The organism is Halomonas sp. KG2 (assembly GCA_030440445.1).
GTDB lineage: Bacteria > Pseudomonadota > Gammaproteobacteria > Pseudomonadales > Halomonadaceae > Vreelandella.
Map to the genome: position 1 here is coordinate 1,765,200 of CP098528.1, position 24,412 is coordinate 1,789,611.

Annotated in this window: 22 protein-coding genes and 1 pseudogene; 19 read left to right on the plus strand and 4 right to left on the minus strand. The window is 56.5% G+C overall.

The features are described 5' to 3' along the window. Positions 1-152 precede the first annotated feature (152 nt). From NDQ72_08115 to cobJ, 9 genes are all read left to right on the plus strand, one after another. Entirely contained in the window at positions 153-1,925 is a 1,773-nt protein-coding gene (locus NDQ72_08115; protein ID WKD29894.1) for an AAA family ATPase, read from the plus strand. Then, on the plus strand, positions 1,922-2,515 hold the full coding sequence (gene cobO / locus NDQ72_08120) for a cob(I)yrinic acid a,c-diamide adenosyltransferase (GenBank protein ID WKD29895.1): 594 nt from the start codon (positions 1,922-1,924) through the stop codon (positions 2,513-2,515). The genes NDQ72_08115 and cobO overlap by 4 nt, the downstream gene beginning before the upstream one ends. Beyond that, positions 2,515-3,885, plus strand: a complete 1,371-nt coding sequence (locus NDQ72_08125; protein ID WKD29896.1) for a cobyrinate a,c-diamide synthase — start codon at positions 2,515-2,517, stop codon at positions 3,883-3,885. Before cobO ends, NDQ72_08125 begins: the two co-directional genes overlap by 1 nt. Then, a complete protein-coding gene (gene cobW, locus NDQ72_08130; protein ID WKD29897.1) occupies positions 3,872-4,978 on the plus strand; it encodes a cobalamin biosynthesis protein CobW in 1,107 nt (368 codons plus the stop codon). The genes NDQ72_08125 and cobW overlap by 14 nt, the downstream gene beginning before the upstream one ends. Beyond that, positions 4,978-8,817 carry a cobaltochelatase subunit CobN gene (cobN, locus tag NDQ72_08135; GenBank protein ID WKD29898.1) on the plus strand — a complete coding sequence of 1,280 codons (3,840 nt, stop codon included), beginning with the start codon at positions 4,978-4,980 and terminating at the stop codon, positions 8,815-8,817. The genes cobW and cobN overlap by 1 nt, the downstream gene beginning before the upstream one ends. Further along, positions 8,795-9,961, plus strand: a complete 1,167-nt coding sequence (locus NDQ72_08140) for a cobalamin biosynthesis protein CobG (protein ID WKD29899.1) — start codon at positions 8,795-8,797, stop codon at positions 9,959-9,961. The genes cobN and NDQ72_08140 overlap by 23 nt, the downstream gene beginning before the upstream one ends. 194 nt (positions 9,962-10,155) lie before the next feature. After that, complete coding sequence (locus NDQ72_08145) at positions 10,156-10,785, plus strand: precorrin-8X methylmutase (GenBank protein ID WKD29900.1); 630 nt, start codon at positions 10,156-10,158, stop codon at positions 10,783-10,785. Beyond that, on the plus strand, positions 10,782-11,507 hold the full coding sequence (gene cobI / locus NDQ72_08150; GenBank protein WKD29901.1) for a precorrin-2 C(20)-methyltransferase: 726 nt from the start codon (positions 10,782-10,784) through the stop codon (positions 11,505-11,507). Before NDQ72_08145 ends, cobI begins: the two co-directional genes overlap by 4 nt. After that, positions 11,504-12,253, plus strand: coding sequence for a precorrin-3B C(17)-methyltransferase (gene cobJ / locus NDQ72_08155; protein WKD29902.1), 750 nt, complete (start codon positions 11,504-11,506; stop codon positions 12,251-12,253). Before cobI ends, cobJ begins: the two co-directional genes overlap by 4 nt. 12 nt (positions 12,254-12,265) lie before the next feature. On the opposite strand, the gene NDQ72_08160 is transcribed toward cobJ, so the two are convergent. Further along, positions 12,266-13,003, minus strand: a complete 738-nt coding sequence (locus NDQ72_08160; protein ID WKD30363.1) for a cobalt-precorrin-6A reductase — start codon at positions 13,001-13,003, stop codon at positions 12,266-12,268. Here NDQ72_08160 and cbiE point away from each other — a divergent pair. The 8 genes from cbiE to NDQ72_08200 all read left to right on the plus strand — a co-directional run bounded on the left by cbiE (position 13,002) and on the right by NDQ72_08200 (position 19,745). Then, positions 13,002-14,210 carry a precorrin-6y C5,15-methyltransferase (decarboxylating) subunit CbiE gene (gene cbiE / locus NDQ72_08165; GenBank protein WKD29903.1) on the plus strand — a complete coding sequence of 403 codons (1,209 nt, stop codon included), beginning with the start codon at positions 13,002-13,004 and terminating at the stop codon, positions 14,208-14,210. The genes NDQ72_08160 and cbiE overlap by 2 nt on opposite strands. Then, entirely contained in the window at positions 14,207-14,602 is a 396-nt protein-coding gene (locus NDQ72_08170) for a cobalamin biosynthesis protein (GenBank protein ID WKD29904.1), read from the plus strand. Before cbiE ends, NDQ72_08170 begins: the two co-directional genes overlap by 4 nt. Then, on the plus strand, positions 14,599-15,402 hold the full coding sequence (cobM, locus tag NDQ72_08175; GenBank protein WKD29905.1) for a precorrin-4 C(11)-methyltransferase: 804 nt from the start codon (positions 14,599-14,601) through the stop codon (positions 15,400-15,402). Before NDQ72_08170 ends, cobM begins: the two co-directional genes overlap by 4 nt. After that, positions 15,399-16,163, plus strand: coding sequence for a precorrin-6A synthase (deacetylating) (gene cobF, locus NDQ72_08180; protein WKD29906.1), 765 nt, complete (start codon positions 15,399-15,401; stop codon positions 16,161-16,163). Before cobM ends, cobF begins: the two co-directional genes overlap by 4 nt. 75 nt (positions 16,164-16,238) lie before the next feature. Beyond that, positions 16,239-16,679, plus strand: a complete 441-nt coding sequence (locus tag NDQ72_08185) for a YtoQ family protein (GenBank protein WKD29907.1) — start codon at positions 16,239-16,241, stop codon at positions 16,677-16,679. A gap of 572 nt (positions 16,680-17,251) precedes the next feature. After that, positions 17,252-18,352 (plus strand): hypothetical protein, encoded by a 1,101-nt coding sequence (locus NDQ72_08190; GenBank protein WKD29908.1) that lies wholly within the window; start codon positions 17,252-17,254, stop codon positions 18,350-18,352. A 129-nt stretch (positions 18,353-18,481) separates the two neighbouring features. Continuing rightward, positions 18,482-19,030 carry a hypothetical protein gene (locus tag NDQ72_08195; GenBank protein WKD29909.1) on the plus strand — a complete coding sequence of 183 codons (549 nt, stop codon included), beginning with the start codon at positions 18,482-18,484 and terminating at the stop codon, positions 19,028-19,030. Further along, on the plus strand, positions 19,017-19,745 hold the full coding sequence (locus tag NDQ72_08200) for a hypothetical protein (GenBank protein WKD29910.1): 729 nt from the start codon (positions 19,017-19,019) through the stop codon (positions 19,743-19,745). The genes NDQ72_08195 and NDQ72_08200 overlap by 14 nt, the downstream gene beginning before the upstream one ends. A 93-nt stretch (positions 19,746-19,838) precedes the next feature. On the opposite strand, the pseudogene NDQ72_08205 reads toward NDQ72_08200, so the two are convergent. The 3 genes and pseudogenes from NDQ72_08205 to NDQ72_08215 all read right to left on the minus strand — a co-directional run bounded on the left by NDQ72_08205 (position 19,839) and on the right by NDQ72_08215 (position 21,526). Beyond that, positions 19,839-20,003: pseudogene (locus NDQ72_08205) on the minus strand (FAD-dependent oxidoreductase). Between the two features lie 15 nt (positions 20,004-20,018). Further along, positions 20,019-21,098, minus strand: coding sequence for a hypothetical protein (locus tag NDQ72_08210; GenBank protein ID WKD29911.1), 1,080 nt, complete (start codon positions 21,096-21,098; stop codon positions 20,019-20,021). A gap of 50 nt (positions 21,099-21,148) precedes the next feature. Continuing rightward, positions 21,149-21,526 (minus strand): RidA family protein, encoded by a 378-nt coding sequence (locus NDQ72_08215; GenBank protein ID WKD29912.1) that lies wholly within the window; start codon positions 21,524-21,526, stop codon positions 21,149-21,151. A 185-nt stretch (positions 21,527-21,711) separates the two neighbouring features. Here NDQ72_08215 and NDQ72_08220 point away from each other — a divergent pair, with 185 nt between their 5' ends. Beyond that, the gene (locus NDQ72_08220; GenBank protein ID WKD29913.1) at positions 21,712-22,338 is read left to right on the plus strand and encodes an XRE family transcriptional regulator; all 627 of its coding nucleotides are present in this window, start codon (positions 21,712-21,714) and stop codon (positions 22,336-22,338) included. Positions 22,339-22,768: 430 nt separating this feature from the next. After that, entirely contained in the window at positions 22,769-23,695 is a 927-nt protein-coding gene (locus NDQ72_08225; protein ID WKD29914.1) for a pyridoxal-phosphate dependent enzyme, read from the plus strand. The last annotated feature ends 717 nt before the right edge of the window (positions 23,696-24,412 follow it).

Sequence of the window (24,412 nt, forward strand, 5' to 3'; positions counted from 1 at the left end):
TATGCTGGGCACTAAGCTGGCTTCGAAGCCGCGCCTTCCTCTATACTGCGACACTTTATTTCATCGCTTCCTTATGAATGGTTTTATCATTACTTACCAAGTCATCATGAATCAAGTTCAAGCTTCAGGCATGCTCTGCATGGGAGGTTCGGTTGAGTGACTTTCCCTTTGTAGGTGTTGTCGGCCAGGAAGCGCTGAAAACCGCCTTGCTGCTGAATGCGATTAATCCGCGCATTGGTGGTGTCCTGATCAGCGGTCCTCGGGGCAGTGCGAAATCCACCCTGGCGCGGGCGCTGGCGGCGGTTTTGCCGAACGACACCAATGGCAAAAAGCCACCCTTTGTCACCTTACCGCTGGGTGCCAGTGAAGACCGGCTCGTGGGAAGTCTAGATTTACAAAAGGTGCTAGCCGAGCAGCAAGCCACTTTTCATGAAGGGCTCCTCGCCAAAGCCGACGGTGGGGTGATGTATGTCGATGAAGTTAATCTGCTGCCGGATATTCTGGTTGACCTGCTGCTCGACGTGGCCGCCAGCGGGGTCAATATCGTTGAGCGTGATGGAATCAGCCACTCACACTCGGCGCGTTTTAGTTTGATTGGCACCATGAACCCTGATGAGGGCGAGCTGCGCCCGCAGCTGCTCGACCGTTTTGGGCTCTGTATTGAACAGGCTGACCGCGTCAGTGTTAAACAGCGCATTGCTATTGTTCAGCAGCGCGAAGCCTTTGACTGCGACCCAGAGGCTTACATACAACAGTTTGCGGTAGAGCAGGCAGCGCTGACTCAGCAGCTTGACCATGCCCAACAGGCACTAGCGTCAGTGACTAGCGAAGACTGGGTGTACGAGACCATTGCGGCACGCTGCGAAGCCGCAGGCGTTGAAGGGCTGCGGGCAGACGTTACCTGGCACCGAGCCGCCCAGGCTCATGCCGCCTGGCGTGGCGTGGCGAGCGTTGAACAGCAAGATATCGACACCGTTGAGCCCTGGGTACTGGCACATCGTCGAACCCAGCCGCCAGAGCAACATCCGCCGTCCTCCCCGCCTAATCAAACGCCTTCAAATGGGGAGGGCGGTTCGTCGTCAGCTAATAACGCGGCCACCGGCGGATTATCCCGCCAAAATGGTGAGCAGGGTCAGTGGGGCGCTATGCCGCCCATGGCGCAGGCGTCTATTCACCAGCCAGCGGTTAACCTGCCCGAAAGCGATAGCTTTTCCCCGCGTGCGCAACGCGCTGATACAGCGGCTAGCACAGGCAAGGGAGGTGTCTCCGGTCGCGGGCGCTCTCAGGCGGAAACTCCGCGGCTAGACGGGTTCGCGACGCTAATCGCCAATCGTGGCCAATGGCCTTGGCAGCAATTGAAAATGCGCAAATCTCGCGCAGGGCAGGCGATAGCGCACCTGGTACTACTAGATACCTCTGGCTCCACCTTGGGGCAGCGTCTGTTAGGCCAAGCCAAAGGGCTGGTGGAGTCACTGGTTACCCAAGCTTACGCTGCGCGGGAGCAGGTCGCGGTGCTGGGGTTTGGTAATGGTGGCGTGGTGTCGCTACTGTCACGTCGTCGAGCGCCCAAAAACGCGCGGGGCACGCTTGATAGTGCCAAGGGCGGCGGTGGCACCCCACTGCGGGAAGCGATTGTTGAAGCCAAACGGCTAATTCAACAGTGGCAGCGCCGCGAGCCTGGCTTACAGGTACGTACTTATTTGATTACCGATGGCCGCACACGGGAATCTGTTGACGACCTCGCCCCGCTAGGTGATTGCCTGCTGATCGATACCGAGCAATCGAGAGTTAAGCGCGGGCAGGGCGTACGCATCGCCCAGCAATTAGGCGCCCGTTATTGGCCAGCCTCGTTTGGTAAACCCTCTTTGGCACATCCTGTTTTCGCACATTCTGTTGTTGCACATCAACCTGGGGAAAGCCCATGAGTGACGCTAGCCATCTAAACCGCATGCAGCGCAAAAAAGACGTGGTCGATGAGCGTATTAGCCGTGCCACCGAAGAGCGTGGCGTGCTGATTCTGCTTAAAGGCAACGGCAAGGGCAAAAGCAGCTCGGCCTTTGGCACTATGGCGCGCTCACTAGGGCACGGTCAGCAGTGCGCGGTCATTCAGTTTATCAAAGGCCGCCGCGAAACCGGCGAATATCTGTTCTTTCGCGATCATCCCAAGCTTGATTGGCACATCATGGGCCATGGCTTTACCTGGGAAACCCAGAACCGCGAGCGGGATATCGAAGCCGCCCAAGCCGCCTGGGCGGTCGCCAAAGGGCTGCTGGAGAACCCTGCCTATCATATGATCGTGCTGGATGAGATGAGCTACATGTTCAAGTACGGCTATCTCGACCCCGAACCAGTAGTGGAAGCACTCAAACGCCGTCCGGCGCACCAGAACGTGATTATTACCGGGCGTACTATGGCCACGCCGCTGCAGGAAATCGCCGATACCATCAGCGTTGTTCAGGATGAGCGCCATGCGTTTCGCGGCGGCGTCAAAGCCCAGGCGGGGATCGAATACTAATGAGTACGCCAACCGCTCGCTGCCCCGCGCTGTTTATAGCTGCCCCGGCTTCTGGCCAGGGTAAAACTACCGTCACGGCGGGCTTGGCGCGGCTGCTGCGTAATCAGGGCAAGGTGGTGCGGGTGTTTAAAACCGGCCCTGATTATTTGGATCCGCAGATATTGTCTCAGGCGTCAGGTCAACCGGTAGATCAGTTAGATTTATGGATGGCAGGCGAAGCCTACTGCCGCCAGCGTTTTTATGACGCCGCCTGTGAAGCGGATTTGATTCTGGTCGAAGGTGCCATGGGGCTGTTTGATGGCGAGCCTTCTAGTGCTGACTTGGCGGCTTTGTTCGCCATTCCCATGGCAATTGTCATGGATGTAAAAGGTATGGCGCAGACCGCCGCGGCGCTAGTTTCGGGGCTGGCCAACTTTCGGGATGATATCTATATCGCTGGATTAGTCGCCAACGCCTGCGGCTCGCAGCGCCATCGTGAGCTAATCGAATCAGCGCTGCCAGCGACGATTCCCCTGCTGGCCGCTGTGCCACGAGACCCTGATTTAGCGCTCCCCGAGCGCCATCTTGGGCTGGTGCAAGCTGCGGAGATTCGCGAGGATTTAGAGGCACGCTTTGAAGCGGGCGCCCGAGCGCTGGAGGCGGCAGGGCTGCTGGAAGCGCTTGCAGCACTGCCACCGGTGACCTTTGCCGCTCCGCAAGAGCAGCTTGCCACCGTGAAGCCGGTACTTGAAGGCCGCACCATTGGCGTAGCCCGCGACGCCGCCTTTAGCTTTATCTACCAGGCCAATCTCGACCTGCTAGAGCAGATGGGCGCAACGCTGCGCTTTTTCTCGCCGCTGACGGATAGCCGCTTGTCGGAATGCGATGCGCTGTGGCTGCCGGGAGGCTACCCGGAACTTCATGCCCAGCAACTGGCAGGTAACAGCGCCATGCGTTCGGCCATTGAGGCTTTCTATAGCGCCGACAAGCCCATTCTTGCTGAGTGTGGCGGCCTGCTGTACTGCCTGGAAACCCTGACCGACTACGACGATATCCTCCATCCCATGCTCGGCTTGCTGCCTGGGCAGGGGGCGATGCGCGGTCGGCGTGGCTGCCAGGGGATGCAAACCGCCGAGCTGCCGGAAGGCCCGGTTCGCGGCCATGCGCACCACCGCTCTATAGCCGAAGGCACCCCTGAGCCGATTGCTCACGGTCGTCGCCAGCGCCACCCCGCACCGGGGGAAGCGATTTACCGTCAAAAGCGCTTAACGGCGACCTACTTACATCTGTTTTTCCCCAACAACCCTGACGCTGTGGCGAGGCTTTTTTCCGCCAGCCCGGCGCACTGCGAACTGCAGCACAGCGAGGCATTTACCCATGCAATTGAATAAGATTCCCGCCACAGTCGTCACCGGTTTTCTCGGCAGCGGCAAAACCACGCTGCTGGCCAATATTTTGCGCCAAGTGACCGGCAAGCGGATCGCCGTGATTGTTAATGAGTTCGGCGAGCAGGATATTGATTCCAGCCTCTTGCGCAGCTGTGCGCTGGGGTGTGAAGAGGGTAGCGAAGGCGGGCAGCTAGACGGGGAAGATGGCAGCATCTATGAGCTGGCCAATGGCTGTATCTGCTGCACGGTGGAAGAAGAGTTCCTGCCGGTGATGAAAAAGCTGGTTGCCCGCCGCAATGATATCGACCACATTCTGATCGAAACCAGCGGCCTGGCACTGCCCAAGCCGCTGGTGCAGGCGTTTAACTGGCCCGACGTGCGTCAGCACTGCACCGTCGATGCGATTATTACCGTGATTGATGGCCCTGCGGTAGCCGCCGGTCGTTATGCCAGCGATGTGGATAAGGTTGAAGCCCAGCGTCGCGCTGATGAAAGCCTGGATCACGACCCCAGCCTGCGCGAGCTACTGGATGACCAGCTAAGCGCGGCGGATTTGGTGCTGGTCAGCAAGGCGGACCTGCTTAGCCCTGAAGAGCGCACGCAGGTTGAAGCGGTGATTCAGTCCCGGGTGAGTAAGTCAGTGAAAACGCTGTTTATCGATCAGACCCAGACCACCGACACCGCCCAGTTGGAAGCACTGATGGGCATTGGTGCGGCCAGCGAAGAGCATATTGACAGCATCACCAATCATCACGATAAGCACCACGCTGAAGGCGCGCACCACGACCACGCCCACGATAACTTTGATTCCTGCGTGATTACCCTGGGTGAAGTGGATGGCGACGCCCTGGCCAGCAAGCTGCAGCAACTGCTGAAAAGCCACGAGATCTACCGTGCCAAAGGCTTTGCGGCGATTCCGGGCAAACCCATGCGCCGAGTGATTCAAGCAGTGGGCGAGCGCTTGGAAGGTTACTTCGACCGGCTTTGGAGCCAAGACGAGACGCGCCAGACCCAACTGGTCATTATTGGCAAATCGCTGGATAGCGCCGCGCTGCGTGAAGCGCTAACTGAGGCAGAGGTTCAGACGGCCAGCTAATGCACTTATTTGCCGCCAAGCCCGGGGGCTTTGTCGATGATGAAGGCATTATCGACCTGCAACAGAGCCCCGCCGAGGTCGTGATACTCTCCGCCGCCGACAGCAATCTGTCGGCGCTGGCCCAGGCGGTTGACCGCCTGGGGGAAGCGTACCCCTCGGTACGGCTAGCCAACTGGATGAATTTGGTAAAACCGGCGGCCTATGATCTCTACGAAGATCGGGTGCTGGAAAACGCCCAACTGGTCATCGTTTCACTGCTGGGTGGTAAAGCCTACTGGCAGTATGGTCATGAGCGCCTGCTCGCCTGGGCGGCAGCCAAACCCGAACGCCAGCTGATTTTGGTACCGGGTTGCGACGCACCGGATGATGCCCTGTTAGAAGACTCCACCATCGCCTTTGATGGCGCTTACCGGGTGTGGCGCTATTTAAGAGAAGGCGGTGTAGAGAACGCCGAGCAACTGCTGCGCTTTATCGCCAGCGAATGTTTATCGCTTTCTCTGGCATGGCAGGAGCCGAAAGTTATTCCGGCCGCGGTGATTTATGCGTCGCAAGACCAGCAGGCGTTCAGCCTTAGCGAGTGGCGCGATCGTCAGATACCCGGGCGGCCGGTGTGCCTGCTGCTGTTTTATCGCAGCCACTTGCAGGGGGCGAATACCGCTGTACCCGACGGATTGCTGGCCGCACTGAGAGAAAAAGGCCTAGAGCCGCTAGCGGTTGCCGTGGCCTCCTTGAAAGAGGGGCCATGCATTGATTTTATCAATCACTTGATTGAGCAGACCGGCGCCATGCTGGTGATTAATACCACCAGCTTTGCGGTCAATCGCAACGCCGACGGCCTGGATGCTCTGGGTGAAAAGCTACCCGACAGCCTGTTTGTCGGGCGACCCGTGGTGCTTCAGGCGATTCTTGCTAGCAGCACCTCAGAAGACTGGCAGGACATGGCCGCTGGACTGCATAGCCGCGATGTGGCGATGCAGGTGGTGCTCCCCGAGATGGATGGTCGCATTATCACTCGGGCGGTGGGGTTTAAAGCCGAAGCCCACTACAACCAGCGCTGCCAGTTGGCGGTGACCCACCACGTGATTCATCCAGAACGGGCCGCCTTTGTCGCCGAGCTGGCGCGGCGCATCTGTTCGCTACGGCTAACCCCCAATGGGCAGAAGCGTATCGCGCTGATCATGGCTAACTACCCCAATCGCGATGGCCGGATCGGTAACGGGGTCGGGCTGGATACCCCAGCGTCGACGCTGCAAATTCTCAGCGCTCTGAAAGAGGCGGGTTATCCGTTAAGCGAGCTGCCGGAAAATGGTGATGCGTTGATCCGCCAGCTTCAGGGCGCGGTGACCAACGATCACGGCAGCCTCGACCAGCGCGCCTGCTGGCAGAGCATTAGCGTTGATGACTACCTAGCTTGGTTTAAAACTTTGCCCAGCGAGCTGCAAGAAACTGTGTGGACGCGCTGGGGAGCGCCTCACGAAGACCCCAAATGCCGCCAAGGACGTTTGATGATCGCCGGTATCCGCTTAGGTGAAACCTTTGTGGGTATTCAGCCGGAACGCGACTTTATCGACGATGTCACCCAGTCCTATCACGATATGGAGCTGGCACCGCCCCACAGCTACCTGGCGTTTTACTACTGGCTGCGCGAGCACTATCAAGTCGACGCGGTTATCCACGTAGGCAAACACGGCAATTTAGAGTGGCTGCCGGGTAAAAGTATCGCCTTGAGCGCTGACTGTTGGCCGGATATTGCCCTGGGGCCGCTGCCGCACTTTTATCCGTTTATTGTTAATGACCCCGGCGAGGGTGCCCAAGCCAAGCGCCGCAGTCAGGCGGTCATTATCGACCACCTGATGCCGCCGCTAGCGCGGGCCGAACTCTATGGAGCCATGGCCGAACTTGAAGCTCTATGTGATGAGTATTACCAAGCGCTGGATATGGACCCGCGCCGGGAAGCGCTGATTCGCAGCCAAATCCTCGCTCACCTGCGAGATACCGGCATCGACCAGGAGCTGGCGCACGCCGTGGACGGTTGTGAAAACAGTACTGCTGATGCCGACATCCTCAACGAGCTGGATACGTTTCTGTGCGATATCAAAGAGTCGCAGATTCGCCATGGCTTGCACATACTCGGCACGCTGCCGCCGCAAGAGAAGCGAGCGGGGACATTGGTGGCGCTGCTACGGCTCCCCCGTGGTGAAGCGGTGGCCAGCCGTGGGTTGCTGCACAATCTGGCGAGCGATTTAGGATTGGATTTTGATCCGTTAGCCGCTGGCAACGAACCCTGGCAGGCGCCTAAACCAGTTGTTCTAAGGGAGCTACTCGATACCCCTTGGCGCACCGGCGCGGACACCCGCGAGCGCCTTGAACTGCTGGCCGAGCGCTGGGTGGCCGACTACGTATTAGCCCCGGGTTGCCTGGAAGAGCTGGCTCACGATTACCCCAATACGGCGGAGCAGCTGCGCTATACCCGCGACCAGCTATGGGTTGCCATGCAGCGTGGCGTCAAGATGGAGATTCAGTCGCTGCTCGACGGCCTTGAGGGCACTTTTGTGCCTGCCGGGCCTAGTGGCGCGCCCAGCCGAGGGCGGCTGGATACGCTGCCCACTGGGCGCAACTTTTTCAGCGTCGACAACCGTTCAATTCCATCGCCCGCTGCCTGGACGCTGGGGGAAAAATCCGCCCAGGCGTTTGTCGAGCGCTACCTGCAGGATAACGGCGACTATCCGCGCCGATTGGGGCTTTCGATTTGGGGCACCGCCACCATGCGCACCGGCGGTGATGATATCGCTCAGGCCTTCGCGCTAATGGGCGTGCGCCCTAAATGGTCGCTGGGCTCCCAGCGGGTGAGTGATTTTGAAGTAATCCCCTCGATGCTGCTCAATCGGCCAAGGGTTGATGTCACGCTGCGGGTGTCTGGGTTCTTCCGCGACGCTTTCCCCAATGTGATCCGCCTGTTTGACGCCGCCGTGCAAGCGGTGGCCCGTTATGAAGAGCCGGGTAACAGCAACACCATCCGCGAGGCGGTGCTTGCTCGCCAGCAAGCACTGGAAGACCAAGGGCTAAGCCCCGAGATGGCCGCCCAAGAGGCAAGCTACCGTATCTTTGGCAGCAAGCCCGGCGAATATGGTGCGGGCTTAAACCGGCTGATTGAAAACCGCTCTTGGGACAGCGCCGACGATTTAGCCGAGGCCTACCTGGATACAGGTGCCTATGCCTACGGCCAGTTCAAGGCCTCCGGCACTGCTGCGCGGGCGGCGTTCGAGCAGCAGCTCCAGGGGCTGGATGCGGTGATGCAGAACCAGGATAACCGCGAGCACGATATTCTTGATTCCAACAGCTATTACGCTTTTCAGGGTGGCATGGCCAACGCCACGCGCTCGCTAAGTGGAAAAGCACCGACCATTTATCACGCCGACCACGCCAATCCCGCGGTGCCCAAGATTCGCACCTTGAAAGAGGAGCTAGCACGGGTGATTCGCTCACGCGTGTTGAATCCTAAGTGGATCAATGCCATGCGCGAGCACGGCTATAAAGGTGCGTTTGAAATGGCGGCTACGGTGGACTACCTGTTTGCTTACGATGCCACCACCTATCTAGTCGCCGACTACCAGTACGCCCAGGTGAGTGATGCCCTGGTACTCGACGCTGCTAATCAGCAGTTCCTGCGTGAGCACAACCCCGCAGCCTTAGAAGAGATGGCGGAACGCTTACTTGAAGCCGCCCAGCGAGGCATGTGGCAAGCCCCCGGCGAACATGGCCAGGCGCTACAAGACCTGCTGCTGGAAATGGATGAAGCCAAAGAGACGGGGCATTATGACCACCAGCCCGCGCATTAAGGGCTGGTGCCCCGGCGCGTGGCGGCCCATGGCCACCGGCGATGGCCTGCTAGTGCGTGTACGCCCACCGCTGGGCCAGCTTTCACGCCAGCAAGTAGTGGCACTGTGCGAAGCCGCTGAGACCTTTGGTAGTGGTTTAATCGAGCTAACCAGCCGGGCCAATATTCAACTGCGGGGAGTGCACGAGGCCAGCTGGCCACCGCTGATGGCGTTTCTGGTTGAGCATCAGTTGGTGAACGACGACCCGCAAGCAGAACGCCAGCCTCAACTGATGCTGGCACCTGCTTGGCAAGAGGGCGACGACACTCATACCATTGCCCACCTGTTGCAAACGCGGGGCAGCGAATTAGCGCCCATGCCTGGCAAGATCGGCATTGCGATTGATGCGGGAAAAGCCCCGGTGCTGTGCGATAGCGCCGCCGATTTTCGTATTGAGCGCTCGGTGGACGGCGGTTTGATAGTACGCGCCGATGGCTATCAGTGTGGCACGGCGGTGAACGAGCCCGAAGCCGCCGTTGAGCAGTTAATACGCCTGACCCACTGGTTTGTGGACAGCGGTGGCTGGGACTCTGGGCGCATGCGGCGGCACACAGCGCCGCTGCCCGATTGGGCGACCGCTGATACTGCCCCTGCACCCCCTGGCGAGAAGCTGGCGCTGGGCAAACATAGCAACGGTATGGTGGTAGGTTTGCCTTTTGGCCGGGTGGCGGCTAATACGCTGCGCGAGACTGTCTCTCAGACAAGTGGCTCTTTGGTAAAGATCAGCGCTGTGCAGGTCACGCCCTGGCGGCGCTTATTGTTGAAAGATTGCGATACACTACCCGCGGTTGATGGCTTAATCCGTCATAATAGCGACCCGCGGTTAGCGCTGGACGCGTGCCCCGGCGCACCTTATTGCGAACAGGCGAGTGTTGCCACCCAGCCGCTTGCCGAACGGCTAAGTGACTGGGTAGCAACAAGCGTACATATATCCGGGTGCGCCAAAGGCTGCGCCCGCCAACGGTCAGCAGCGCTGTGCCTAACCGGCCGCGATGGGCGCTTTGACGTGATTGTTAACGGTCGCGCCGATAGCGCACCGGTTAAGTCAGGCGTCACTGAGAGTGAGGCGTTGGATGTTATTAAAAAGCTCAGCGAAAGCCGTTAGGTTTATCGAGATTAAAAAATAGTAGCTTATATGCTGGATAGCTGAGTGCCAGGGCAGGTTGTAGCGAGGGTCTTTTTCCAGGGGTGGAAAAAGTAGCTCCCAGGGACGGGTTCACAGCGCCCTCGCGGAAACCTGCCCTAGCACGGATGCCTTGCAGACCAGTAACTGCGAATTAGTTTATTTGGAGAGTTTGGGTGCCTCACGTTTATGAAACACACGGACCGGCGATTTACCGGCAGTCGTTTGCGATTATTCGCAATGAAGCTGAGCTTGATCGCTTTTCAGCGGAAGAAGATACGGTTGCGGTACGCATGATTCACGCCGCCGGGCTGGTGGAGCTGGCGGCGCATATCCATTTTCAGAATGATGTGGTCAATCGTGCGCGCTCAGCGTTAGAGCAGGGCGCACCGATTCTTTGCGATGCTCGGATGGTCTCCGAAGGCATTACCCGCAAACGGCTGCCTGCTAATAACAACATCATCTGCACCCTTAACGATGAGCGCACTCCAGGCCTTGCCCAGGAAATGGCCAATACCCGTTCAGCGGCAGCGCTGGAACTGTGGCGGCCGCACCTGGAAGGCGCCGTGGTCGCCATTGGCAACGCGCCCACCGCGCTGTTTCATCTACTTAATATGCTCGAAGACCCAGACTGCCCGCGCCCGGCGGCCATTATTGGCTGCCCGGTCGGCTTTGTTGGCGCGGCGGAATCCAAAGAAGCGCTGTTGGCTAACCCCGCGCTGCCCAGCTGTATCGTGCGTGGCCGCTTGGGTGGTAGCGCCGTCACGGTAGCGGCCATCAACGCCATGGCGGATCGTATCGAATGACCCAAGGAACCATTTACGGAGTGGGGTTAGGACCCGGCAGCCAAGACCTAATGAGCGTGCGTGCCGACCGCTTGATCCGTGGTGCCAGCCATGTGGCCTATTTTCGCAAGCAGGGTCGCAGCGGACATGCGCGTACCATCGTGGAAGGATTGATCGCCCCCGACGCAACCGAGCTACCCATGGAGTATCCGGTTACCACGGAAATTCCGTTTGATGACCCTCGTTACAATGAAATGCTGTCGGCCTTTTACGAACGCAGCGTGGCGCAATTGATCGAGATGGCAGAGGCCGGATGCGATGTCGTGGTGCTCTGTGAAGGCGACCCGTTTTTCTATGGCTCCTTTATGCACCTCTACACGCGGCTGCTGAATCGCGTGCCGGTCTCGGTAGTGCCGGGGATTACCGGCATGTCGGCGGCCTGGACGGCTACCGCACAGCCAATTACCTGGGGCGATGACATCATGACGGTGCTGATGGCCACGCTGCCGGAAGAGACGCTGGCCGAGCGCATCGCCCAAACCGATGCACTGGTGGTGATGAAAATTGGCCGCAACCTGGCCAAACTTCGCCGAGCGCTGACGCATGCTGGCCGTGAAGGCGAGGCGTGGCTGATTGAGTACGCCGCTATGACCCAGCAGCGTGTGCTGCCACTGAGCGAGGTTGGCGAAAGCGTGCCGTACTTCTCGATTGTGCTGATTCATGGCAACGGGAGGCGGCCATGAGCGGTTGGCTGAAAATCGTCGGCCTCGGGCCGGGCGCCGACGCCATGATTACCCCGGAGGTTTCGGCTGCGCTGCTCGAAGCCACCGATGTGGTCGGCTATGTGCCCTACGTTAATCGCGTGGCTCCCAGGGCTGGATTAGTCCGTCATGGCTCTGATAACCGCGAAGAGATTCGCCGGGCGGAACAGGCGTTACAGCTGGCGCTTGAGGGCCACCGGGTAGTGGTTGTCTCCTCTGGCGATCCTGGTGTGTTCGCCATGGCCGCTGCGGTGTTCGAAGCCTTGGAAGCGGGGGATGCCCAGTGGCGCACGCTGGATATTCAGGTACTGCCGGGTATTTCTGCCATGTTGGCCGCCAGTGCAAGCGTCGGCGCACCGCTGGGGCACGACTTCTGCTGCATCAATCTATCCGACAACCTCAAACCCTGGGCGCTGATTGAGAAGCGCCTGCGTCTGGCTGCCGAGGCCGACTTCGCCATGGCGTTTTACAACCCGCGCTCCAAGGCACGGCCAGCGGGGTTTGAACGAACGCTAGAGGTACTGCAGGAAGCCTGCGGGCCGGACCGATTGATAATCTTCGCCCGCGCGGTTTCCACTCCCGAAGAAGCAATTCGCGTCACCACATTAGAGCAAGCGACGCCGGATATGGCGGATATGCGCACGCTGGTCATCGTTGGTTCCCAGCAAACCCGCTTGATTGAACGCAGTGGCGTGCCGCTGGTTTACACGCCGCGTTCGGCTGATTAAACGCTGTGATGATTAATAGTGGTCACTAAGCCAGCTAAACACGTCATCGATACGATGAACTTCATGACATGGCGGCAGTGCTGGCCGCTCGATCATCACAATGGGCAGGCCGAGCCTTCTTGCCGCGCTGAGTTTGGACGATGCACCTTCGCCGCCTGCGTTTTTACACACAATGCGCTGGACGCGCTGATTTTCCAGTAGGGCGAGATCGCCTTCTAGGGTAAACGGGCCTCTATCAATCACACTGCTGATATCCGGCAGTGGCAATGGGCTGGTCGGCGGATCAACCAAGCGCAGCACATAATGGTGCTGAGGCTGGGCGGCAAAGGCGCTAAGGTGCATTCGCCCAATCGCAAGCAGTACCCGTTGGGGTGGGCCAGCTAAGGCGCTAACGGCCTCATCAATACTTGCCACGCTTTGCCATTGGTCGCCAGCAACAGGCTGCCAGACAGGCCGGGTAAAAGCGGTGGCCTTTACACCGCACTGTGCCGCTGCGGCTAACACGTTGCTGCTCATCTGTGCGGCAAACGGGTGGGTGGCATCAACAATATGGGTAATGCGCTCCTGGGCTAAAAACGTGACCAGCCCATTAACGCCACCAAAGCCGCCAATACGGGTGGGTAGAGGCTGGGGTTTAGGCGTGTTAACGCGCCCTGCATAGCTAAAAATGGCGGGAATGCCACGCTTGGCAACAGCGCTAGCCAGGGCGCTGGCCTCGCTGGTTCCGCCGAGAATTAGGATTTTGATCATGGCTGAGGTTAACAACGCTCCCTGGCTTACCCTTTTAGGCTGGGGAGAGGGTGGCACACAGGGGCTGACAGCGGCAAGCCGACAGGCATTGGAAAGTGCCGAGGTAGTGTTCGGCGCACGCCGTCACCTGCGCCTTTTACCGCCGCTAAACGCTGAGGTGATTGAGTGGCCAGTGCCCTTTGCCGATGGCATTGCAAAGCTGCTAAACCAGCGTGGCCGCCGAGTGGTAATGCTGGTCTCCAACGACCCGTTCTGGTTTGGGGCGGGTACCTCATTAGCGCAGCATCTCAGCGTAAACGAGTGGCAGGCACTGCCAGCCCCGTCCACCTTTAGCTTGGCGGCTGCACGTTTGGGCTGGCCATTGGAGCGTTGTGTTTGCCTGGGTTTACACGCCAAACCGCTAACGCGCGTTCGGCCCTACCTGCATGCCGGTAGACGCTTGCTAGTGTTGGTAAGAGACGGCGCGGCGGTGACCGAGCTGGCGGCGCTGGTAACTAGCCTTGGCTTTGGCAATACCCAGCTAACGCTGCTGGAATCTTTGGGCGGCGATAACGAGCGTATTCGCCATTGCCGTAGCGACGCCAGCTTGCCCGATGACATTGCCCACCCGGTTGCGGTAGGGCTGGAAGTTGCTGGTAACGGCCCCGCCTTACCTCTGACGCCCGGCCTGCCGGATCATTTTTTTGATCACGACGGCCAGATTACCAAACAGACCATTCGCGCCATCACCCTAGCGGCACTGGCCCCCATGCCCGGCGAGCGGCTGTGGGATATCGGCACCGGCTCAGGCTCCATCGCCATTGAGTGGCTGCTCGCCCATACGGATAATCAGGCGGTGGGCTTTGAGCAAAACGCTGAACGGGCAGCGCGAGCGCGCAGCAATGCAAGCAACCTGGGCGTTGACTGGCTAGAAGTAAAACAGGGCCGCGCGCCTGACGTTCTCAACGACACGCCGCTGCCCGATGCGGTATTTATCGGCGGCGGGTTATCCCAAGCGCTGCTAGACGACTTATGGCAGCGCCTGCCCAAGGGCGTGCGCATCGTCGCCAATGCCGTCACTCTGGAATCTGAAGCGCTGTTGGCGCACTGGCAACAAAAAGCAGGCGGCGAACTGCTACGGCTAGAGCTTGCCAACGCCGCCCCCATCGGTACACGACGGGGCTGGAAAGCCAGCTACCCGATTGTTCAGTGGCGGGTCGTTCGATGAAGCCATCGACGTTGAGAACTGCAGGGTTTGGTTTTCGCAGTGAAGCCACGCTTGAATCGCTCGGCCAAGCGCTGGATCAACTGATCGACCAGTACGGTGTTATCGATAAGCTGGCGGCGGCTCACTCCATGCTGCCGTTGGTAGAAGAGCTAGGCCGACTGCGTAATATCAAAGTCATCGCCGTAGCAGATGCCGAGCTATCAACAGTGGCAACGCTTACCCATTCAACACACAGTTTGCAGGCGCGCGGCACAGGCAGCGTTGCCGAGGCCGTGGCGCTATTAGCCGCAGGCCAAAATGCGAGATTAGTGGGGCCAAGGATCATTTCAGCGGATCGACGAGCCACTGCCGCCCTGGCGTTGTTAGAAGTACCAGAAGGAGCCACCGAATGACCGTACACTTCATTGGCGCAGGCCCCGGCGCGCCAGACCTGCTTACTCTTCGCGGGCGCGACTTAATCGCCGTCTGCCCGGTGTGCTTGTATGCGGGCTCTTTAGTGCCGGAGCAGATTCTGGAACACTGCCCGGCGGGGGCAAGGGTGATTAATACCGCGCCGCTCTCGCTGGATGAGATTATGCAGGAAATCAGCCGCGCCCACGCTGAAGGCCAGGATATCGCCCGGCTGCATTCGGGGGATCTCTCGGTATGGTCGGCCATGGGCGAGCAACTGCGTCGCCTGCGCGAGCTTAATATTCCCTACAGCATTACCCCCGGCGTGCCATCCTTTGCGGCAGCGGCGGCAACCCTAGGCCAGGAGCTGACGTTACCCGGCGTGGCTCAGTCGGTGGTGCTCACCCGTACACCGGGTCGTGCCAGTGCCATGCCCAGTCACGAGACGCTTGCCAATTTCGCCCGCACTGGGGCAACGCTGGCTATCCATCTCTCCATCCATAACCTTTCCCAGGTAGTCGAAAGCCTGACGCCTTACTACGGCGCGCAGTGTCCGGTGGCGATTGTGTGGCGAGCAAGCTGGCCCGATGAGCGAGTGGTGCGGGGGCGGCTGGCGACTATAGAAGAGCTGATCGATGATTCCATGCAGCGCACCGCATTGATCCTGGTGGGGCCAGTGCTTGAAAGCGATGACTTCCAGGAGAGCAGCCTCTACGCGGTAGGCTACGACCGCCGCTTTCGCCCTCAGTCGGCAGATTCGCCTTTTGCCACGGTAAACCAAGACCAAGAGAGCGACTCATGATCACGCTATCGCTAATAGGCATCGGCACCGGCAACCTTGATCACGTCACCCTGGCTGCAGTGCGCGCCCTCAATCGCGCCGACCTGATTCTGCTGCCCCGCAAAGGCGAGGCCAAGTCGGATTTGATCGACCTACGCCGCTTACTCTGCGAGCGCCTGTTAGAAGAACCGGTGACCACCAAGATCGTCGAATTCGATCTCCCCAGTCGCGATGATCATAATGATTACCTTAGTGCGGTAGATGACTGGCACGCTGCGATTGCCAGCGTTTGGGCGCAGTTGATGGATAAACATCTCCCCAATGGCGGGCGGGTCGGCATGCTGGTGTGGGGCGACCCCTCGCTTTACGACAGCAGCCTGCGTATTAGCCAGCGACTAAATGCTGCGGGTAAGCAAGTGGATGTCGAGGTCGTGCCTGGCATCACCAGCCTGCAGGTGCTTACCGCCGAACATAAAATTCCCCTCAATGCGCTTGCCGAGCCAGTACAAATCACCACCGGCCGCCGCCTGCGCGAGCGCGGCTGGCCGAACGATGCAGGAACGGTAGCCGTAATGCTGGATAGCGGCGGGGCGTTTACCACGCTGCCGTTTGAGGACACCTACATCTGGTGGGGCGCCTACCTGGGTATGGATAAACAGTGCTTACTCAAAGGCTGGCTAAGCGAGGTCAGCGACCAAATCATCCAACGCCGCGCGGAACTACGCGACACCCACGGCTGGATTATGGATATTTACCTGCTCGCCAAAAAATCGGAAAAATAAACCCAGGTATCAATATGGAATATTTTTCCATAAAATAATCCTGCCTATTAAATAACCAAGTTATCAGGAGCGACTATGAGTTTTTACGTCTATCTTTCTGGCGAAATCCACACCGATTGGCGCGAAGAGATTCAGCGCGGCGCTGATGCAGCGGGCCTGGATATCGTCTTCACTGCCCCGGTCACTGACCACGACGCCAGTGACGCCGCTGGCGACCACCTTGGCAAGCCGGAAAATGGCTTCTGGCGCGACCACCAGTCTTCCAAGGTCAACGCCATCCGCACCCGCACCATGATCGAGCAAGCGGATCTGGTAGTTGTGCGCTTCGGCGACAAATACAAACAGTGGAACGCCGCTTTTGATGCAGGCTACTGCGCCGCACTCGCCAAGCCCTACATCACCCTGCACAGCGAAGACATCGTCCACCCGCTGAAAGAAGTCGACGCCCAAGCCCAAGCCTGGTGCACCACCACCGACCAAGTGGTCGAAACCCTGCGTTACGTCCTCAAAGCCTAAGCACGCTGCGCCTCCCACAACCCCGCCACTGCATTAGTGGTGTTGTGGGAGGGCGCTTTAGCGCGCGATCGTCCCGCCACATAAATAACCTCCGTCACTGAATCGATACTCTGCTCTAGTGTTGTAGAAGGGCGCTTCAGCCCGCAAAGTCTCAGCCACATAAGCAACCCCACCTTTGAACCGATACTCTGCCCTAGTGTTGTAGGAGGGCGCTTCAGCGCGCGATGATCACCCCACATAAGCAATCTAGCCACCCCGTAGCGCGGCGTAACGCTTGGCGAGGAACGAGCCAAAAGGCACCCGCGAAGACAGTTGCCCAAAGCCTGCTCCAGCTCAAGTTCTCTTCAAAACCACGTGACCTAAGCCAAATTTATCAATAAAGTATGATTAGATCAGAAATAAGAGCCGGCACGCGAATTTTGGATATATAGCCATGCTGGGTAAATAAAGCTATAAAAACAGTGATTTATGATTTTTGAGGTGGCTAGATAACACCAATAAACGTGCTGACATGTTCAAGGGTGTTATGCAGCAGGCTATATAATCACTGTTAGACGCAAAGGGAAGGATTGGTGGCTAAACGAGACCCAAATAAGACTGCCCGAAATAAGCGAGTTGCCGAAATCAAGGCTCAACGGAGAACTCTTCAGCCCCTGGTGTTCGACGAGATGAAGGCGGCTTGCGGCGGGAAGTACACCGCAGAAGCTTCCCTCAACGCCTTTATAGGCAGTAAGACAGATGATTACATCAAACTGCACGATGAGGTGATTCATACCCCTCTCGAGTACAAAAGCAAGTGGCTTTCTGGCTTGAAGCTCTGCCGTTCGCGGGCATTAAGGACTGGAACGAACAATCGTCATATTGTGATGTACGACCTCATTACCGGAGACCACCCAAACTTTAAGAAATACGTTTCCCTATTCCTTGAAAGCTCCTTCTTGAAGCACTACGAGGAGCATTACAAGCAGAAACCGAAGCTTGATGAGAGCGAATATTGGTTTGGGAACAACGATGATGAGTTCGGGGTGCTCGTGACGCCCCGCTATGCCGGAGATCAGTGGGAAAATGACAATTCTGAAATCCGGCATTTTAAAAAGCCTTACTGGACAATTGCTCACGTTATGGAGACAGGTCTTTGCTACATGGGCGAAGAGCGTGTTCGATCGTTCACAATCATAGACGACTATCTGCAGTTCTTCCGCGACATGGTTCGCCGGACAAAATCAAAGTATCAGTTGGAAATCGCAGACCGGTACATTGACTTCGTCAAAACGAGCGCGGATTCTTTGTCCGTTCCGCTGCTCATCCCCGAGCTTAGATACGATCCTTATAAGAAAAAGCATCAGCACAGGCTCGACTATCTCATTGTGAACCCCTGGACTCACGAAAAGTATGGGTTCGAATTTTCTCCTTGGTCGACGCACGGCAAGCTGAAAGGAGCTGGCCGCAAGATGGCTGAATATGACAAGGACGCGAAGGAGAATTTCGAAAAGGAGATGAAGAAGCACAAGCGCTATTGGAGGAAGTATGGCGTCTCCTACATCATCTATACCGACGACGATCTTTCCAAAATGGATGATGTTTGGTCAGAGATGAAAGGGCATTTAGAAGCATCTAAGGAACCCGAACAGCTTGAATTTGCTTTGCTTGGAGAAATCGATGGCGCCGGGTGAGTTTGCGTCTAACAAATCGCTGCAGGTGGCATTTGACCCGCCCCCCATTTTTGCTATCGCAAAAACGGGCGTCTCCTCAAATGCACCTGAGCTCGGGCGTTATGCCTGAATAAGATAAGGAGCATTTACATGGATCAAGAACTAGAGGCCATGCAAGCAGTATATACTGCACTGAGCGACCTCTCTGATGAAGAGCGAACAAGAGTCCTGGCATGGGTGACAGCAAAATTTGGATTGTCACCCTCATCGGCACCAGTCAGTGCGGACACTAGAGTCGTAGCCACTCCTCAACAGCAACAAAGTCCAGATAGTGCTCCTAGTGAAGAGCCGGTTGTCGAAAGGGATGAACCTGAAGATGTTGCTGATCTTTATACAGCCTGCTCTCCATCTACTAATGCAGATAAAGTCCTAGTTGTTGGTTACTGGCACCAAGTAATTTGTGGTGATGAGTCGCTCACCAGCGCCAAGGTCAATCAGGAACTTAAGCACCTTGGCCATGGCATCAAGCGAATGAATGATGCGTTTTCATCTCTGATAAGTTCAAAGCCTCAGCTAGCAATACAAACTCGAAGATCTGGAAGCTCACAGCAAGCTCGGAAAACTTATAAATTGACGCGTGAAGGAATCAACCGCGTGAACAGTATGATTGCAGGCACTCTGAATAATGATTCCAATTGAACAACTGCCAAATCTTCTTGTATCAAACGACTTCACAAGGCTTCAAAAGTGTCTCATCGCAATGGCTACGGACGTAGAACGCCACTGGAGACCCACTGACGTGCGTACAACAATTACAGATCACGGGCTTCCTGCGGCAAAAAAGTGGAACATTTCCTCCATACTTTCCTCTGCGGGCAGCTATACTGCTAGGTTTCCTGATGGCTATAGTATTTCACTAGATGGTAGGAAGCATATCGCTGAGACGGTAGGGCCAGTCGCCACCGGGATAGCCAGTCCAGTATCTTCGCAACTTCGTCAACATTTTGGTGGAATTACAGACCCCTTAACCCGCTCTTTCGTGGAAGAATCCATTTCCGCTTTTGAATCTAGCCTATTTCGGTCTGCGGTTGTATTGAGTTGGGTTGGTGCTGTCTCAGTGCTGTATGAGCACGTTACATCTAATCATTTGTCTGCATTTAACGCGGAGCTATTGAAGAGAAATTCAAAAGCGCGCTCTATTAAAACGACTGACGATCTCTCGCTAATTAAAGAATATGATTTTCTTCAAATATGCTCTGCGATTTCCGTTATTGGCAAAAACGTAAAAGGAGAGCTAGAAAAGTGTCTTAAACTCAGAAATGGGTGCGGCCACCCTAATTCACTAGCCATTGGTTACCATTTAGCCGCTGCCCACATAGAAGTATTAATGCTCAATGTATACTCAAAGTATTAATTTTTTGTTTTCGCCTTGCACTTTTGGCCTAACAAGGCGCGCGTGTGGGACGCTTGCTTCGCTGCGCGCCCCACAGCTTTAGCGTTAGGAGCAAGGAAAGACGGCTTCTTGTTGAATCAGCCCGGCATTGCCAAAGGAGGCCTCGCACCCTGGTGCTTTGCGATCCACAAGTGTGACCTTATGGCCTCTCTGCTGCAGGTGCTAGGCAACGGATACTCCGACCATGCCAGCACCCAGAACCAGAATCTCACGTGCCATAAATCCATTAATTTCTTATTGGGCTCGTGCAGTTTGTGCTTTGTGACTGTGCTTCATGCGTTGGCGCACCCAGGCAACGGTTATTGCGGTAATCAGGATGAACCCGATGTAGCCGAACACGGGATACACCATGCCGACCAAGCTGACAAATCCAAACATGCTACAGGCATAGGCAATGATGCCCGCTATTAAGGATCCAACGCGGAAAGACGTGGTATCGGCCGGCAAAAATCGGGATGAAAAAGAGTAGAGGCAGCCCACTGCGGTATTGAAAATCATCAGCAGAATGACGACCGACACCAGCGAGGAAAGCGCAGGGGAAACCTCTAGTGCCAAAGCCAGCATCGGCATAGGCGTATCGACTAGGCTGTCTAGGCGCGACAGCATGGCCAGGCTGATCGTCATCATCAGCGCGCCCAGGGTAATGCCGCCAAGAATACCGCCCCAGGTTGCTTTGCGGCGGTCTTTTGCAGCACCACTGGAGATGGCAAGAATCGCGACGCAGCCGAAGATGTTATACGAAACGTACAGCATGGCGCCAAGTGCCCAATGGCTGGTGGCTGCGTTTTGGTCGAGTGCCAACTGGTTCAGTGTCGTCAGGTCGGTTTCTCGGGTTGCCAGTGCGTAGATCGCGATGCCCAGTGCCACCAGAATCAGCAGAGGAGTGATGCTGCTGATCAGCGTGAGCACTTTTTTCAGTTTGAGAAAGGTGGCTGCAATTACCAGCAGAGTCACCAGCGCGCTGCCCAAGGCTGCAGGCAGGCCCAGCTTTTGTTCCAGCAGTGCGCCGGCACCGGCCAGCATCACTACGGCTATGGCAAACATGAAAAATGTCATCAGCAAATCGATGGGTTTGCTAAGCCAGGGGCCACAGATAGCCCGCACAACTTCCTTGTGAGAAGTCGCTTGAAGCTCGCTACCCAGATTCGCCAGCGTCATGCCCAGGAAGATAAAAGCGGCAGTACTCAGCGCGACACCTGCCAGCCCCCAAACGCCGAAGCTAACGAAGAATTGAAGCAGCTCCTGGCCTGAAGCAAAGCCTGCTCCAACCAGAAATCCGACAAAAGCGCCCGCGATTTTCAATACATCTTTCATGGTGCCAAATCCTCAGTTTCTTATTTTTCTGTGCCAGTTAGCTGGCTGAATCAGGCTTCACCGACCCAGGCTTGCACTTCCACTTCGACATCAACGCCCAGTGCTAGGCCTGCTGTCACGGTGGAGCGAACCGGCAGACCTGCTTCGAAATAGCGTTTGTAGACTTCGTTGAAGCCCGCAAAGTGCTTCATGTCCGACAGCCAGACGGTCGCTTTAACGACCTGCGCAAAGCTTGCTCCACAGTGCTCAAGGGACTCGCCGATACGGGTCATGACCGCTTCGGTTTGCTCTTCGATACTGCCTTTGACGACTTCGCCTTCAGCAGTCATGGGAATCTGGCCTGAAAGCATCAGGAAACCTCCCACGCGAACGGCACGGGAGAATGGGAAGGGCAAGTCGCTGGGGATACGTTCGATTGAATTGGACATGGGGTTATATCTCGTTGATGGCTATTGAGTGACCGAGCCGCACGCGCAGCACGATAGAATCACGATTTCTCTTAAATGATAATTCTCATAAAAGGGAATATCAAATGTGAGAACCTTAAAGTCAAGCTGTTTTCGGGATACACTAGGACTTCGTATTCATAGCCAGGTCGAGCCGCGAAGCTTTCATGCCAACAGACTCACAATCCCAGCCGTCCGATACATTGATCGACCGAGTACTGGTCGGCTCTCGCCTAAGGGCTCACCGTAAACAGCAGAAATTCACCCTGAAACAGGTGTCTGAGAAAAGTGGTGTTGCGCTTTCAACGCTGTCGAAAATGGAGTTGGGGCAGGCAACTGTCAGCTATGACAAGCTTGCTGCTGCCGCACGTGTTCTGAATGTCAGCCTGCCCCAGCTGTTCAACCCTGAATCGGGTGCAGACAGGTCAGATCAGCCAACGGTGGTCACCAGCAAAATTTCTGAGGCGACTGGGTATGCTACTGGCAGCTATGAATATCATCCTATTGCGGGTGAGTTTCCCGGTCGGAGTATGATGCCGGTTTATGCTCGGATTCAGGCGCGTGATCTGGGTGAGTTTGAAGACTTCATCCGCCACCCCGGAGAGGAGTTTGCCATGGTGCTATCGGGGCGCGTCTGCATTCACTTTGAAAATGGTGAAAGCATCAGCCTGGGTGAACGAGAAACGGCTTACTTCAACAGCTCCATCGGGCATATTTATCTGGCCGAGGGTGATGAAGATGCAGAAGTAATAGCTGTGATGTCGGAACCCAAAGAGGGCGATCTCCAAGGCTGAACCAGCTATCCGGCTTCGCCAATTTCGTGAAAACACAGAATGTAAAGGTGGGGGGCCTGACAGGCTCTTCCTCTTGTTTGTCGAAGATCATCCTGCTTGCCTACTCCAAAGGCATCACCTCCAGCCGCGGGATACAGTGGTGCTGCTGACCATTCCCCACCTCACCACACTGGCCAGCTTCGTCAGTCGGCATGTCGATGAAATTGAAGCACTATCTGAACAAGTGCTGCTGGTGTGCTAATGCAGAGCGGAATAAGTTACTTTATTAGGGCAAATACAGTTTTCAACTCACTTGAGCTGAGCGCTCAAGTGGCTGAATGTCGATATTAAGATGATTCAGCTGGATGACTGGCTGAGTAAATGAATAAGGAAAACAGGTGGCGGAAACGGCTCGAAATCGGGCTTTTCTTCAGCCTTGTGATAGGTACTCATGACACTACACATTGAAACTCCTCTGATCGAATTCCGCACAATGAGCGTTACCACCGGACGTTCGGTCTGGATTAAGCTTGATGCGCTGCAGCCGCCCGGTTCATTCAAGATACGGGGCATTGGCCATGCGTGCGAAACCTATCTGGCTCGAGGTGCTCGAAGGTTCATTTCGTCATCTGGAGGAAATGCTGGCTTGGCTGTCGCCTACGCCGGTCGTCGGCTAGGTGTTCCGGTTACGGTTGTAGTGCCGGAAACCACCACTGAAAGGGCAAAAGAACTGCTGCGATTGGAGAAAGCGGAGGTCATCGTGCATGGCGCCTCCTGGCAAGAAGCCAACGCCTTTGCCCAATCGTTGATCGGCGCATCGGATGCATTTCTCCACCCCTTTGATGATCCGCTGCTTTGGCAGGGCCACGCTACACTGGTTGATGAAGTTTTTCGTTCCGGTCTTAAGCCCGATGCTGTCGTACTTTCCGTTGGCGGAGGTGGTCTGCTTTCAGGTGTGGTAGAAGGGCTTCATCGTAACGGATGGAGTGATATCCCCGTTTTCGCCGTAGAAACTACGGGGGCCGCCTCATTTCATGCAGCCGTAAACGCCGGTCATACGGTCGAGTTGGAAAAGGTAACAAGCATCGCCACCTCACTTGGTGCCAAGCGTGTTTGCGAGAATGCTTTCCAATGGTCAAAAACTCACCCTATCCACAGCGTCGTGGTATCAGACCAAAGCGCACTGACTGCCTGCGAACGTTTCCTTGACGATCATCGCATCGTGGTAGAGCCTGCCTGTGGTGCGAGCCTGGCAATGGCATATGAGAGTGCCTCAGAACTCGATGGTTTCAGCAATATATTGGTCGTAGTATGTGGCGGCGCTACGTCCACGATTGATCAAATCAGGGATTGGAATAGCGACAAACACGCCCTATAACAAGGCCAAGCAACTAAGATCAAACTGCCCGCTGCTAACGCTGGGCGTTCAATGTTGCCTGATGAGGCGACGGGAATGACTGCTTCTCTCCAGCTGTCATTCCCGCATGCCGTTAGCGGGAATCCATTTCGATTTAGGTACCCTAGCTTCGGCTGAAAAGGTCAAATTGGATTCCCGATAACCCCACTCGGGAATGACGGGCTGTGGTAGTTCTGGAATGACGGGATTGAGTAGCTTGGTTCATGCTCCTCTGCATTCGCCAAGCCCTACATCACCCGCTGAAATAAGTTGATGCCCAAGCCTGGTGCACCACGACAGATCAAGTCGTTGAAACCCTACGTTACGTCCTCAAAGCCTAAGCTCATGCGTCTCCCGCAACATCGTCACTGTATTAGCAGTGTTGTAGGAGGGCGCTTCAGCGCGCGATGATCACGCCACATAAGCAATCTAGCCACCCCGTAGCGCGGTGTAACGCTTGGCGAGGAACGAGCCAAAAGGTACCCACGGTGGCGGCCCGGCGCGAAGGCAGCGTCAGCTGCCCAAAGCCTGCTCCAGCTCAGTTTCTCATCAAAGCCACGTGACCTAAGCCAAATTTATCAATAAAGTATGATTAAATCGTGAAAACGAGCTGGCACGGGAATTTTGGATATGCCAGCCATGCTGGGTAAATAAGATTATAAAACAGTGGTTTATGATTTTTTGGGTGGCTAGATAACA